Origin of the sequence: Corallococcus sp. CA041A (assembly GCF_003612075.1) — a bacterium.
GTDB classification, from domain to species: domain Bacteria; phylum Myxococcota; class Myxococcia; order Myxococcales; family Myxococcaceae; genus Corallococcus; species Corallococcus exiguus.
Genome location: NZ_RAWF01000126.1, coordinates 13985 through 28116, shown reverse-complemented (window position 1 = coordinate 28116; position 14132 = coordinate 13985). Strand labels below are relative to the sequence as shown.

Below are 14132 nucleotides of genomic sequence, written 5' to 3'. Positions count from 1 at the left end.
ACAGACCCCAACCCGCCCCCGCCTCCCAGCGACGGGTGTGGGCGGATTCCCTCTTCTCGACAAGCCGGCAGGCATGGTTATGGGAAGAGCATTGGCGCGTTCCGTCAGCGCCCGGAGGCCTTCATGTCCGCAGAGACCCACCCCCAGCGGGAAACCCATTCATTCCAGGCGGAGATCCAGCAGCTGCTGAGCCTGGTCATCAACTCGCTCTACAGCCACCAGGAGATCTTCCTGCGCGAGCTGGTGTCCAACGCATCCGACGCGCTGGACAAGCTGCGCTTCCGCTCCATCACGGAGCCGGAGCTGCTCAAGGACGAGTCCGCGCTGGAGCTTCGCATCATCCCGAACGCCGACCAGGGCACCCTCACCATCGAGGACACCGGCGTCGGCATGACGCATGACGAGTTGGTGAAGAACCTGGGCACCATCGCGCACTCCGGTTCGCGCGAGTTCCTCCAGGCGCTGGCGCAGAAGGGAAAGAATGACGTGCAGCTCATCGGCCAGTTCGGCGTGGGCTTCTACAGCGCGTATCTCGTCGCGGACCGCGTGGAGGTGGTGAGCCGCGCCGCCGGTGAGACGTCCGCGTGGAAGTGGGCGTCGGAGGCGCACGGCACGTTCACGGTGGAGCCGGCGGAGAAGGCCACGCGCGGCACCGCCATCACGCTGCACCTGAAGGCGGACCAGAAGGAGTTCCTGGACGAGTGGAAGCTGAAGCAGCTCATCACCCAGTACTCGGACTACGTGGGCCACCCCATCAAGCTCCAGGTGACGAAGCAGGTGGGCAGCGGGGACACGCAGGCCACGGAGCAGGCGCTGGAGGTGGTGAACAAGGCCAGCGCCCTCTGGCAGCGTCCGAAGAGCGAAATCACGGACGAGCAGTACCAGGAGTTCTACAAGCACCTGACGCACGACTTCGACAAGCCGCTGGCGTGGACGCACTTCAAGGCGGACGGCACGCAGCAGTTCACGGGTCTGCTCTTCGTGCCCAAGCACCCGCCGTTCGACTTGAACTCGCAGCAGCAGCGCGGCGTGCGGCTGTTCGTGAAGCGCGTGTTCATCATGGACCGCTGCGAGGACCTGGTGCCGCAGTGGCTGCGCTTCGTGCGCGGCGTCATCGACTCGGACGACCTGCCGCTCAACGTGTCGCGTGAGATGTTGCAGGACTCGGCGGTGGTGCGCGCCATCCGCAAGCACGTGGTGAAGAAGTCGCTGGACCTCCTGGAGAAGCTGGCCAAGGACAAGCCGGACGACTACCGCACGTTCTGGGAGTCCTTCGGCACGGTGGTGAAGGAAGGCCTGACGCTGGAGACGGAGTACCGCGAGAAGCTGGGCGCGCTGGTGCGCTACGAGTCCTCGCGTGAGGAGGGCCTCACGTCGCTGGCGGACTACGTGGGCCGCATGAAGGAGGGCCAGGAGGCCATCTATTACGTCTACGGCGAGAGCCGGAAGGCGGTGGCGGACAGCCCGCACCTGGAGGCGCTGAAGCAGCGCGGCTACGAGGTGCTCTTCATGACGGACCCGGTGGACGAGTGGGCCGCGCAGGGCCTGCGCGAGTTCCAGGGCAAGCCGCTGGTCTCCGCGCTCAACGCGGACCTGAAGCTCCAGTCCACGGACGAGGAGAAGAAGGCGAAGGAGCAGCAGTCGGAAGGGCTCAAGGGCCTGACGGACAAGATGAAGGACGTGCTGAAGGAGGACGTGCGCGAGGTGCGCGTGTCGGACCGCCTCACGGACTCGCCGGTGTGCCTGGTGGTGTCGGAGGGCGGCACGCCGGCCTACCTGGAGCGCCTGCTCAAGGAGCGCGGCAAGGGAATGCCGCGCATCAAGCGCATCCTGGAGGTCAACCCCAAGCACCCGGTCATCGAGCACCTGCGCGGACTCCTCGCGAACGACCCGGCCGCGCCGCAGGTGGGCGAGTGGATTGAGCTGCTCCACGACCAGGCGCTGCTCACGGAGGGAAGCCCGTTGAGCGACCCGAACCGGTTCGCCCGGCGCATGACGGCGCTGCTCACGCAGGTGGCCGCCCGGAGCTGATGTTCCCGTGCGTGCGCGGGTCGCGAGGCCCGCCACGCACAGCTCACCCCCTGTTCGCCAGCTCCGCCTTCTTCAGGTCCACGAGCAGCGCCTCACCGGTCCACTGGCGGCGCTGCCCCGCTTCCGCCTCGCGGATGAGCTCCACGAGCCGTGAGTTCACCGGCGCGGAGACGCCGTGTTGGTGGGCCAGCCGGACCACCTCGCCGTTGAGGTAGTCCACCTCCGTCTTGCGGCCCGCGTGCAGGTCGTCCCACATGGACGAGCGCGCCTTCGGGTCGATGGCCAGCATCTTCTTCGCCAGCACCGAGAACACCGCGTCCGGCGCCCCCAGCAGCACCGGAATCCATCCCGGCGGCAGCGGCGTCAGCTTCGCGGGCTTCACCCCGGCGCGCCCCAGCACCGCCAGCGCCTCGCCCTGCGCAAGCGCCAGGCACCGCCGCCATGCGCGCTGTGACAGCTCCTCCTTCAACGGGAGGTTCGCCAGCGCGTTGAGCGCGTTGTTGAGGTTGAGCAACAGCTTCGCCCACTGGACCGCGACGATGTCCGCGTGCTGCTTCAACGCCAGCCCCGCGCGGGTGAATGCATCCACGAACGGCGCGAGCGCCGCGTGCCGCTCCACTTCCAGCGTGCCTTCCGACCCCGCGTGGAAATGGCCCTGCCCCTGCGCCGCGACGTTGAAGGGCACCATCCCCGTGAGCACCGTGTGGCCGGGCAGCAGACCGCGCAGCACCGCCGCGTTGTGCAGTCCGTTCTGGAAGCTGATGACGATGGTCCCAGGCTTGAGTCGCGGCGCGAGCGTCTGCCCTGCCTCCTCCGTCGCCGCGGACTTCACCGTGACGAGCACCAGGTCCGCCGTGGACAGCGCCTCCGGCCCCGTGTCGATGCGCACGTCCGCCGCGGGCACCTTCAGGTCCGCGCCCTGCCAGTCCGTCAGGTGCAGGCCGTGCGCACGCACCTCCGCCACCACCCGCTCGCGGCCAATGAAGCGCACCGTCGCGCCCGTCGCGGCGAGCCGCCCACCCACGTAACAGCCGATGCTGCCCGCGCCGAAGACGACCACCTCAGGAGTCGAAGCCATGGGCGCGCATTGTGGCACGCGCGCTCACGTCGCGGGCCACACCACGACGATGAGCACGTCCCACAAGGCATGGCTCACCCAGGACGCGGCAGGCGTCCGGCGCCACTCGGCCAGCGCGCCCCAGGCGAGCGACGTGGGAAGCGCGGCCAGGGCCAGCAGCGGCTCACCGAAGCCCAGCAGCACGACGCTCGACAGCACCGCCGACCCGGCGACCGCGCCCCACCGGCCCAGCCGGGGGCGCAGCGCACCCTGCACCCACCCTCGCCAGAACAGCTCCTCCGCCGGAACGAGCAGCAACACCAGGGCCAGCGCCGTCCCCAGCGACCCCGTGCCGAACGTCGAGTAGACGGATTGCAGCGGCTCGCAGAGCGCGTCGGTAAAGCCGCCGCAGAACGCCCACAGGAAGGCCCTCGCGCCCGCGAACAGCACCACCGCCTGGGCGACACCCCACGCGGTATCCAGGAGCGACAGGGAGGGAGGTGGCCCTCGCCAGGGGCCCATCGCCCGCCACGTCACCGCGAGCCAGACGGCGCAGAAGACGGAAGCGACGGCGAAGAAGCGCGGCGGATGCACGTGCACCAGCGCCGTCCAGGCCAGCACGCCGCCAGCGGCCGCGACCCGCCACAGAGGCAGGGCCGCGTCACCGGCTGACGGCGGTCCAACGGGAGAAGCAGTCATCGCGCGCGGCAGCGTACCCCGGCGCGATGGACGACGGCGGGCACGTTCACGCGTGCACCGCCGGCGCCGGTACGGACCTTCACGTCATCACTACGGGAGGCACGCGCCGCTGCCCGCGCCGTCGCTCACGCACCGGTAGCCCGTGCGGCACGACCCCTGGGTGTTGCCGCTCGACGGCGTGCAGGTCACGAAGCAGTAGGCGGTGGCGCCCCGGTCGTTGCTGTAGCAGTCCGAACCCGACGGGCAGCCGGCCGTCATGCAACTCTGGGTGCAGTAGCCGCCCGGGAAGCTGGTGCCGGTGAGGCACTGGCCCCCCGTGCCGCACGTGCTGTTGGTGGTGCAGGCCCCACCGATGGTCGTCGTGGGCGTGTGGTCGTCGTCCGACTGGTAGGGCACCAGCGTGAAGCTGATGTCGCTGGTCGTCTTGCCCTTGGTGACCGTCACGGTCTCCACCTGGGTGGTGTCGCGCCAGAAGCCCACGCGATCGCCGTCCTCGAAGTAGTCCCCTTCGCCGGTGTCGTCGATGGACGCCAGCACCAGGTAGTCGCGCGGGGTCATCTTCAGGCTGTAGTTGTACCCACCGGCCGCGCGCACCACGGAGATGCCGTCGTCGTCGACCTGCACCTCGCCCGCCGCGTCCAGGTACGCGAACCCGATGACCGCGTCCTTCTCATCCGAGGCGCCCACGCGGAACTTCACCAGCACCTGCGCGGTGCCCGCGCTCGACGCGCCCGTCAGGTCGATCTGCGCCACGTAGCTGCCCGGCGCCAGCGAGCCCGGGGTGACGGTCACGTTCAGCGCCGTGGACTTGTACGCGGGGACCGACAGCGAGGTGCTGGAGACGGACACCGCGGAGGCGTTGGCGCCGGAGACGGCCACGCTCACCTGCAGCGTGCCACCGCCGTTGTTGCGCACCGTCAGCGCCTGCGACGACGCGCCGGTGAAGGACAGCTGCGTGGTGGTGATGGCGAGCTTCGGGGGCAGCGTCGGGTCACCGCCGCCCTTGGCGCGCAGCACCGCGGCGTACGCGTCCACCAGGCCCGCGCCGCAGCCCTCGGAGCACTGGCTCGTCTTGTCCGCGGTGTCCTTCAGGATGGCCTCCACGTCCGCCGCCGTGAGCTTGGAGTCCTGCGCCAGCATCAGCGCCACGATGCCCGCCACGTGCGGGGTGGCCATGCTGGTGCCCTGGTACCACTCGTAGGAAGGCTGGTTGGTGCTGTTGGGCAGCGTGGACAGCACGCCGTCCGGGAAGCCGTCGCCGTTGCGGTCCTCGCTCGTCTGGCCGCCAGCGGCCATCACGTCCACCTGCGTGCCGAAGTTGGAGTAGCTGGCGCGCTTTCCGTTGAAGCGCACCGCGCCCACGCAGATGACGTTCTGCTGGTTGCAGGGGAAGCTGCTGTTGGTGTTGACGTTCTCGTTGCCCGCGGCCACCACCAGGATGGCCCCGCGCGCGTTGGCCGCGTTGATGGCGGTCTGCATCTCCGTCGACGCAGGACCGTCGCCGCCCAGGCTCATGTTGATGACCCGCGCGGGCGTGGTGTTCAGCCGCACGCCGGTGACGGGGCCGCCGCTGGCCCAGGTGACGCCCGCGATGATGTCCGCCAGCGAGCCGCCCTGCGTGCCCAGCACGCGCACCGGCAGGATGTTGCGGCCGGACCAGGTGACGCCCGCCACGCCCAAGCCGTTGTCGGACGACGCGCCAATGGTCCCCGCAACGTGCGTGCCGTGGAATGACGAGCCGCCGTTGGGCAGGTCCTTGCCGTTGTCCGTCGGGTCCGTGTCCACGCCATCGCCGTCGCCCGCGTTGGTGAGGCTGGAGATGAGGTCCATGCCCGGCAGCACGCGCGTGTTCAGGTCCGGATGCGACGTGATGCCGGTGTCCACCACCGCCACGACGATGGAGCCGCTGCCCGTGCCCAGGTCCCAGGCCGCCGGCAGGTTCATGTTCTTGTAGTGCCACTGCCGCGAGTAGAGCGGATCATTCGGCACGGCCTGCGCCCGCACGCGGACGTTGCTCTCCGCGTTCTGCACGCCCTGCACGGCCAGCACCTGGGACAGCACGCGCACGTGCTCCGCCTGGGTGAGCGCGCGCACGGTGGGCGCGCCACCGGACATCGCTTGCGGCTGGCTTACTTCGTAGCGCAGCAGGTGCTGCGTATCGCTCAGGAAGGCCTGGTGCACGACGTGGTAGCCCGCGACGCGCGCCTGCGCGACGGCCTCCTCCGCGGACAGCCCCGGCGTGTCGAAGCGGATGATGATCTCTCCCGGCAGCAGCGACGCCTCGTGCGTCAATTGCTTGGACGGGATGCCCGTGCGCCACACGCCTTGCGCGGCCAGGGCCTTGGAGACCTTCTGGGACAGGTTCTTCGAGCCCGGCAGGGAGAAGAACGCATCCAGCGACGAGCTGGCGTTCGCGGCGGCGGAGCCAGCCTGGAACGGCTGCAGGGAGCCCGAGACGGTCCCCTTCGTCGCATCAGTGTCATCGTCGTCGCTGTTTTCGCCGGGACAGGCCGCGAGACCGAGCAATCCCAGGAGGGCAAGGCGGCGGAGCATGAACGGAATCCTTGGAAGAACGTGTGAGAGCGTCCGACCCTAGGTCCGCTGCGGGCAATGCGTCCAGCTGTCCGGGGCCTGGCTGGCTGGACTCCCTTCCTTCGCGGTTTTGCCCTCACGCAAGGTGTTGTCTGGAAGGCAACGCGCAGCTTCGCAGGCAACAGGGAGGACTATCTCCCCAGGTCCTGCAACACCGCCTCCGCCGCGCGGCGCCCCGACGCGAGCGCTCCGTCGATGGACGCGTTCTCGCGATGGTCTCCGCACACGTAGAGCCCCGCGGCCAGCCGCACGGGCCGGTGCGGCTCCACCAGCGCGGACGGAGGCTGCGCGGGCAGTGCCTCCGCGAGCGTGTACGTGCGCAGATGCCGCCACGCGGACACCGCCGCGCCGAACCACTCCGTGAGCTGCGCACGCACACGCGCCTCCAGTGAGTCCTCGCCGCCCGGGTCGTCCACCACCGACACGGACACCAGCGCCTGGCCTGGGGGTGCGTACGCGGCGGAGACCTCGCTCATCACCGCCACGTTGTTCACCGGTCCGCGCCCCTCACCATTGAGCACGAGCCACGGCCCCTCCACCGGCGGCTCCGGCGCCGCGAAGTACAGACACGTCACGCGGTTCATCCGGGGCGCGGGCATGCCCACGAGCAGCGACGCCGCGCTGCCTGGGTCCGTCGCCACCACCACGGCGTCCGCGTGCAGCAGCTCACTGCCCGGCAGGCGCACGCGGTGCCCCCAGACCTCCTCCACGCGCACGCGCATCCGCAGCGCGCCTGAGGGCAGCTTCGCCGCCAGCTGTTCGGGGATGGCGCCCATCCCTTGCGCGGGCACGGACGCGTAGCCCGTGGAGAACATCCGGAACACGAACTCCAGCATCCGGCTGGACGTCGTCAGCCCTCGCTCCAGGAAGATGCCGCCGAGGAAGGGCGTGAAGAACGCTTCGAGCATCTCCTCGGAGAAGCCCAGGTCCAGCAGGAAGCGCCGCGACTCCTGCTGGGGCCGCTGCCACAAGTCGCCCAGTTCGCCAGACGTCGCGTGCTGCCGCAGCTCCAACACGCGCAGCTTGTCCGACAGACCTCCTGGTGCGTCGAACAGATGCGACACCGCCGTGACGGGATGCCGCAACGGGTCCGCAAGCGTGTGCAGCCGCCCACCCCGCCACACCTTCGCGCCGGGGATGAAGCGTTGGAGCGAGAGGGCCTTCAGGTCCAGCACCCGCTGACCTTCCGGGTAGGCGGTGAGGTACACCTGGAAGCCCCGGTCCAGCAGGAACCCTTCGTGCGAGTCGGTGCGCACTCTTCCGCCCGGTGAGTCCCCTGCTTCCAGCACGTGCGCGTCCACGCGGGCCTCGAGCAGCGCCGTCGCACACGCCAGGCCCGCGAGCCCCCCACCCACCACGATGACCCCGGGCCGCTTCGCCATGGTCCGCCTTCCGTACGAGCGTTCGGACCCTGGCTTGATAACGCCAGGACGTGCAAGCAAGACTCTGGTTCGGTTGCGGGCATCCGACAGTTACGGCAAAGGTTGCCGTGTGCACGGTGCTCCAAGCACACCCACGCAGGCATCCGCCCGCGTGCCCTTTGGAGAGAAAGAGCAGGAGTTCCCCATGCTGATCGTGATGCGCCCAGACGCGACGGACCAGGACATCGAGCGAGTGAACGATGAGATCCGCCGCCGTGGCTGGCATCCGCACGCGATCGCAGGGGGCTCTCGCACCGCCATCGGCATCACCGGCAACCCTGGCGCGGTGGAGCCGGAGCCCTTCCGCGTGCTGCCCGGCGTCGCGGACGCGGTCGCCATCTCCCAGCCGTTCAAGCTGGTCAGCCGCGAGGTGAAGCCGGAGGACAGCCTGGTGCGCGTGGGCAACCTCACGCTCGGCGGCGCCGCCATCCACGTCATCGCGGGCCCCTGCTCCGTGGAGTCGCGCGAGCAGATCATCTCCACCGCGCAGGCGGTGAAGCAGGCGGGCGCCACCATGCTGCGCGGCGGCGCGTTCAAGCCGCGCACCAGCCCCTATGAGTTCCAGGGCCTCAAGGGTGACGGCCTGGCGCTGCTCGCGGAGGCGCGCAAGGAGACGGGCCTGCTGGTGACGACGGAGGTGAAGGACACGGCGACGCTGGCCTCCGTCGCGGAGCACACCGACATCCTCCAGGTGGGCGCGCGCAACATGCAGAACTTCAGCCTGCTGGAGGCGGTGGGCGAGACGCGCAAGCCCGTCCTGCTCAAGCGCGGCATCAGCGCCACCATCAAGGAGCTGTTGATGGCGGCCGAGTACATCGTCGCGCGCGGCAACACCCAGGTCATCCTCTGCGAGCGGGGCATCCGCACGTTCGAGAACATGACGCGCAACACGTTGGATTTGAACGCGGTGCCCATGCTCAAGGCGCTCACGCACCTGCCGGTGTTCGTGGACCCGTCGCACGGCATCGGCGTACGCAAGGCCGTCCCCGCGATGATGCGGGCCGCGGTCGCCGCGGGCGCGGACGGCCTCATCGTGGAGGTGCATCCGGATCCGCCGCGCGCCAGGTCGGACGGCTTCCAGTCGCTGGACTTCTCCGAGTTCGAGAAGGCCATGGGTGAAGTGCGGGCCATCGCCCAGGCGATGGGACGCGAAATGGTCAGGCTGGGATAGGCCATGACACTCAAGGAAGCGCTGGGCAAGGTAGTGGGCCGGCGCGACCTCTCCCGCGAGGAGATGGCCTCCGTGATGGGCCAGATGCTCGCGGGCGAGGCATCCGCCGCGCAGGTCGGTGCGCTGGCGGCCGCGCTGCGCATGAAGGGAGAGACCGAGGACGAAATCCTCGGCGCGGCGGAGGCCATGCGCGCCTGCGCGGCGAAGATTGCTCCCCTGGCGGAGGTGGTGCTCGACACCTGCGGTACGGGGGGTGACGGAGCGCACACCTTCAACATCTCCACCGCGGTGGCCTTCGTGGCCGCCGGGGCGGGGGTGACGGTGGCCAAGCACGGCAACCGCGCGGTCTCCAGTCGCTGCGGCAGCGCGGACGTGCTGGCGGCGCTGGGCGTGTCCATGGAGCGGGCGCACGCGCAGGTGGCGCGAGACATCGACGAGCACGGGGTGGGCTTCCTCTTCGCGCCCTCGCACCACAGTGCGCTGAGGCACGTGGCGCAGGCGCGCAGGGACCTGGGCTTCCACAGCGTGTTCAACCTGCTGGGGCCGCTGACGAACCCCGCGGGCGCGCGCTACCAGCTGCTGGGCACGTTCGACCGGCAGCGCGTGGAGCAGACCGCGCGCGTGCTGGGGCGCCTGGGCAGCCGGCGCGCCTGGGTGGTGCACGGACACGACGGGCTGGATGAGATTTCGCCGTGCGCGCCCACGGAGGTCGCGGAGCTGTGCGCGGACGGCACCGTGCGCCGCTTCACCGTGACGCCGGAGGACGCGGGCCTGACGACGGTGCCGCGAGAGTCCATCGCGGGAGGCGACGCGGACGAGAACGCGAAGCGCCTGCGCGGGTTGCTCGCGGGAGAGCGTGACGGAGTGCGTACGGCGGTGCTGCTCAACGCGGCCGCCGCGCTGCTCATCGTGGGGCTCGTGGACACCCTGAAGGAAGGCGTGAAGCGGGCCGAGCACGCCATCGACTCCGGGGCCGCCGAACGCAAGCTCGCGGCGCTCATCCAGAGGGTCGCGGCATGACGGCGCGCACTTCCAAACCGAAACTGGCTGCGCGCCTCCGCACGCGAGGCATCCCGTCATGACGACCTCCACTTCGGCAGCGAAGCCCGTTGAAGCACCGGGCACGCTGGACGTCATCATGGCGCGCAAGCGCCGGGAGCTGGGCACCCGCCCGCTGCCCACGCACGGCGCGCATCCCCCGACGCGGGACTTCGCGCAGGCGCTGGTGCGGCGCACGCTCGGACATCCGGTCAACGTCATCGCGGAGGTGAAGCGCAAGAGCCCTTCGGGCGGCGACTTCCCCCACGCGGACGTGGTCGCGGTGGCCCGTTCCTACGAAGCCGCGGGTGCCTGCGCCATCAGCGTGCTCACGGACGGGCCGGACTTCGGCGGCAGCCTGGAGGACCTGGTCGCGGTCCGGGCCGCCGTCTCCATCCCCGTGCTGCGCAAGGACTTCCTCGTCGCCGCCAGCGAGGTGGAGGAGAGCGCGGCCTGGGGCGCGGACGCGGTGCTGCTCATCGCGGATGCGCTCGGGGATTCGGAGCTCCGGGAGATGATCGCCGCGGCGAAGCAGGTGCGCGTGGCCGCGCTCGTGGAAGCCCACACGGAGGCGCACGCCGAACGCGCACTCGCCGCGGGCGCGAGCATCATCGGCCTCAACAACCGCAACCTCGCCACGCTGAAGACGGACACCGGCACCGCGCTCCGGGTGATGCCCGCGCTGCGCTCCCGGTCCACCGCGCTGGTGGCGGAGAGCGGCCTCAAGCACCTGGCGGACCTCACCGCCGCGCGCGACGCGGGCGCCAACGCCGTGCTCGTGGGCGAATCCCTCCTGCGCGACGCGGACCCCGGCCGTGCCCTGCGACGGCTGCTCGGGCTGGAAGGCGACGGGACATGAGGGTCCTGGTGAAGGTCTGCGGCGTGACGCGCGTCGCGGACGCGAAAGGCGTGTGGGCCGCGGGCGCGGACGCGATGGGACTCAACTTCCATCCGGGTTCCCCCCGCTTCGTGGACCTGGCCACGGCGGCGGAGCTCGCACGCACGCGGCCTCCGTTGGCCTCCATGGTGGGCGTGTTCGTCAACGCGAAGCCAGAGGACATCCGGGTGCGCGTGCGCGAGTGCGGCCTCACCACCGTGCAGCTCCACGGCGACGAGTCCCCCGAGGACTGCTCCGGATACGGCGTGCCAGTCATCAAGGCGCTGCGCGTGCGCGGGCCGGACGACGTGGAGAAGGCCAGAAGCTACGTGGGCGTGGGTGATGTCGCGGGGCTGCTCCTGGACGGCGCGGCCCCGGGCTACGGCGGTGGCGGCGTCACCTTCGACTGGGCGCTGGTGAAGCAGCTGTCGGACTGCGGCCTGCCGGTGCTGGTGGCGGGCGGCCTCAAGCCTTCCAACGTGGCCGAGGCCGTGAAGGCCACCCGGCCCTACGGTGTGGACGTGGCCAGCGGAGTGGAGTCCTCCCCTGGCATCAAGGACCTGGATGCGGTGCGCGCCTTCGTGCGCACGGTCCAGTCCCTCAACCTCTGAGGAGTCGTGCCATGACGAAGGACACTGCCGTGGGCCGCTTCGGCCGTTACGGTGGACGCTATGTGCCGGAGACCCTGGTCCCGGCGCTGCTGGAGCTGGAAGAGGCCTACGCGAAGGCGCAGCAGGACGCGTCCTTCGGCGAGGAAGTCACCCGCGTGTTGCGCGAGTACGTGGGCCGTCCCACCACGCTGACGCCCGCGCACCGGCTCACGGAGTCGTGGGGGGGCGCGCAGGTGTGGCTCAAGCGCGAGGACCTGGCGCACACGGGCGCGCACAAGATCAACAACACCGTGGGACAGGTGCTGCTCGCCCGGCGCATGGGCAAGAAGCGCATCATCGCGGAGACGGGCGCGGGGCAGCACGGCGTGGCCACCGCCACCGCGTGCGCGCTCTTCGGCCTGCCCTGCGAGGTGTTCATGGGCGCGCTGGACGTGGAGCGACAGGCGCTCAACGTCTTCCGCATGCGCGCGCTGGGCGCGGTGGTGCGGCCGGTGGAGTCGGGCTCGCGCACGCTCAAGGACGCGATGAACGAAGCCATGCGCGTCTGGGTGTCGCAGGTGCAGGACACCTACTACGTCATCGGCAGCGCGGCGGGCCCGCACCCCTACCCCACCATCGTGCGCGACTTCCAATCCGTCATCGGCCGCGAGATTCGCGCCCAGACGCTGGCCACGATGGGCCGGCTGCCGGACGCCATCATCGCGTGCGTGGGCGGCGGCTCGAACGCCATCGGCGCGCTGCACCCCTTCATCCCGGACACGGCGGTGCGGCTCGTCGGCGTGGAGGCGGGAGGCCACGGCCTGGACTCCGGCCAGCACGGCGCGTCGCTGACGCTGGGCACGGAGGGCGTGCTGCACGGCTCGCGCTCGCTGGTGCTCCAGGACGAGAACGGCCAGATTCAGGAGGCGCACAGCATCTCCGCCGGCCTGGACTACCCGGGCGTGGGGCCGGAGCTGGCGCACCTGGCGAAGACGGGACGCATGGAGGTGCGCACCGCGACGGACGACGAGGCGCTCACGGCCTTCTACGAGGTCGCGCGCGCGGAGGGCATCCTCCCCGCGCTGGAGACGTCGCACGCGTTCGCGGCGGCGCGCTCGCTGGCCCGCGACATGGGCAAGGGCAAGCACCTGGTCATCAACTGCTCGGGCCGGGGTGACAAGGACGTGGCGACCATCTCGGCGCGCGGAGTGCCGCCTGCGACGGGGGTGAAGTCATGAGCACGGAGCTGGGCAAGGCGTTCGCGAAGGCAAAGGCCCGCGGAGAAGGCGCGCTGGTGGCGTACGCGATGGCGGGCGACCCGGACCTGCCGAAGTCCGTGGACGTGTTCGCCGCCATGGTGGAGGGCGGCGCGGACGTGCTGGAGATTGGCGTGGCGTTCAGCGACCCCATCGCGGACGGCCCCGTCATCCAGGCCGCGTCGGAGCGGGCGCTGAAGGCCGGAGCCACCCTGCGCCGCGTGCTGGACGAAGTGGTGCCGGAGGTGCGCCGCCGCTGCCCGGAGACGCCGCTGGTCATCATGACCTACGTCAACGTGGTGATGGCCATGGGCGAGGAGCGCTACGCGAAGCTCGCGCGCGAGCGGGGCATCGTGGGCACCATCCTCCCGGACCTGCCACCCGAGGAGAGCGCGAGCATCCGCGCCGCGTTCGACAAGGAGGGCGTGGACTTGGTGCCGCTGTGCGCGCCCACGACGCCGCCCGCGCGCGCGGAGGCCATCGCGAAGGACGCGCGAGGCTTCGTCTATTGCGTGTCCGTGGCGGGCGTCACCGGCATGCGCGCGGAGCTGCCGCCGGACCTGTCACAGCGGCTGGACCTGGTGAAGCGCGCCGCGTCCGTGCCGGTGGTGGCGGGCTTCGGCATCTCCAACGCGGAAACGGCCCGGCCGCTGGTGGCCCACGCGGACGGCGTCGTCGTGGGCAGCGCGCTGGTGAAGGCCGCCCACTCGGACGGTCCGGCCGCGGCGAAGCAGCTCTGCGCGGACATCAAGCGCGGCCTGAAGCGCTAAGGTCCGCTCCACGCGCCGGCACGTCGCCGGCGCCAGGAGACCGGACATGCACACCCCGCCCATCCTGGGGCCCACCCTCGAAACGCCGCGCCTCATCCTGCGTCCTCCCACGCTCCAGGACCTGGAGGGCTTCGTGGCGATGATGGCGGACGAGGAGTCCGCCCGGTACATCGGCGGCCTCCAGCCCCGCTCCAACGTGTGGCGCGCCGTCTGCGCCATGGCCGGCTCCTGGGTGCTCCAGGGCTTCGCCATGTTCTCCGTGTTCGAGAAGTCCACCGGCAAGTGGGTGGGCCGGCTCGGGCCCTGGCAACCCGCGGAGTGGCCGGGCCCGGAGGTCGGCTGGGGCCTGTCTCGCGACGCGTGGGGCAAGGGCTACGCGACGGAGGGCGCGGCGGCCACCATCGACTGGGCCTTCGACCATCTCGGGTGGACGGAGGTCATCCACTCCATCTCCCCTCCGAACGAGCCGTCGAAGCAGGTGGCCCGCCGGCTGGGTTCACGCTTCCTGCGCATGGGCATGCTGCCCGCGCCCTACAACGACCACGAGGTGGAGATCTGGGGTCAGAGCCGTGAGGAGTGGCGGACACGCAAGCGGTAGCGCGTGCACTTTTCCCTCCCGTCCCGCCACGG

12 protein-coding genes are annotated in these 14132 nt (G+C 70.6%); 8 read left to right on the top strand and 4 right to left on the bottom strand.

What is annotated here, in order from left to right; all coding sequences use genetic code 11:
• Nucleotides 1-123 precede the first annotated feature (123 nt).
• Nucleotides 124-2031: a molecular chaperone HtpG gene (htpG, locus tag D7V77_RS22505; RefSeq protein WP_120578345.1), complete on the top strand. Its 1908-nt coding sequence runs from the start codon at nucleotides 124-126 to the stop codon at nucleotides 2029-2031.
• Nucleotides 2032-2074: 43 nt separating this feature from the next.
• On the opposite strand, the gene D7V77_RS22500 is transcribed toward htpG, so the two are convergent.
• The 4 genes from D7V77_RS22500 to D7V77_RS22485 form a co-directional block, all read right to left on the bottom strand.
• Nucleotides 2075-3109 carry a 2-dehydropantoate 2-reductase gene (locus D7V77_RS22500; RefSeq protein WP_120578344.1) on the bottom strand — a complete coding sequence of 345 codons (1035 nt, stop codon included), beginning with the start codon at nucleotides 3107-3109 and terminating at the stop codon, nucleotides 2075-2077.
• Between the two features lie 24 nt (nucleotides 3110-3133).
• Nucleotides 3134-3787, bottom strand: coding sequence for a CPBP family intramembrane glutamic endopeptidase (locus D7V77_RS22495; RefSeq protein ID WP_233597161.1), 654 nt, complete (start codon nucleotides 3785-3787; stop codon nucleotides 3134-3136).
• 90 nt (nucleotides 3788-3877) lie between these two features.
• Nucleotides 3878-6340, bottom strand: coding sequence for a S8 family peptidase (locus tag D7V77_RS22490; protein ID WP_120578342.1), 2463 nt, complete (start codon nucleotides 6338-6340; stop codon nucleotides 3878-3880).
• 170 nt (nucleotides 6341-6510) lie between these two features.
• Nucleotides 6511-7761, bottom strand: a complete 1251-nt coding sequence (locus tag D7V77_RS22485) for an NAD(P)/FAD-dependent oxidoreductase (RefSeq protein WP_120578341.1) — start codon at nucleotides 7759-7761, stop codon at nucleotides 6511-6513.
• Nucleotides 7762-7945: 184 nt separating this feature from the next.
• Between D7V77_RS22485 and aroF the strand changes: the two genes are divergently transcribed.
• From aroF to D7V77_RS22450, 7 genes are read left to right on the top strand one after another with little or no spacing between them, the layout of a single operon-like run.
• Complete coding sequence (gene aroF / locus D7V77_RS22480) at nucleotides 7946-8971, top strand: 3-deoxy-7-phosphoheptulonate synthase (protein ID WP_120578340.1); 1026 nt, start codon at nucleotides 7946-7948, stop codon at nucleotides 8969-8971.
• A gap of 3 nt (nucleotides 8972-8974) precedes the next feature.
• Nucleotides 8975-9991, top strand: coding sequence for an anthranilate phosphoribosyltransferase (gene trpD / locus D7V77_RS22475; protein WP_120578339.1), 1017 nt, complete (start codon nucleotides 8975-8977; stop codon nucleotides 9989-9991).
• Nucleotides 9992-10049: 58 nt separating this feature from the next.
• Nucleotides 10050-10868 (top strand): indole-3-glycerol phosphate synthase TrpC, encoded by an 819-nt coding sequence (locus D7V77_RS22470; protein WP_120578338.1) that lies wholly within the window; start codon nucleotides 10050-10052, stop codon nucleotides 10866-10868.
• Nucleotides 10865-11497: a phosphoribosylanthranilate isomerase gene (locus tag D7V77_RS22465; RefSeq protein WP_120578337.1), complete on the top strand. Its 633-nt coding sequence runs from the start codon at nucleotides 10865-10867 to the stop codon at nucleotides 11495-11497. Before D7V77_RS22470 ends, D7V77_RS22465 begins: the two co-directional genes overlap by 4 nt.
• 11 nt (nucleotides 11498-11508) lie before the next feature.
• On the top strand, nucleotides 11509-12714 hold the full coding sequence (gene trpB / locus D7V77_RS22460; protein ID WP_120578336.1) for a tryptophan synthase subunit beta: 1206 nt from the start codon (nucleotides 11509-11511) through the stop codon (nucleotides 12712-12714).
• Nucleotides 12711-13502, top strand: a complete 792-nt coding sequence (gene trpA / locus D7V77_RS22455) for a tryptophan synthase subunit alpha (protein WP_120578335.1) — start codon at nucleotides 12711-12713, stop codon at nucleotides 13500-13502. Before trpB ends, trpA begins: the two co-directional genes overlap by 4 nt.
• A 46-nt stretch (nucleotides 13503-13548) precedes the next feature.
• Nucleotides 13549-14100, top strand: coding sequence for a GNAT family N-acetyltransferase (locus tag D7V77_RS22450; RefSeq protein ID WP_120578334.1), 552 nt, complete (start codon nucleotides 13549-13551; stop codon nucleotides 14098-14100).
• Nucleotides 14101-14132: the final 32 nt, after the last annotated feature.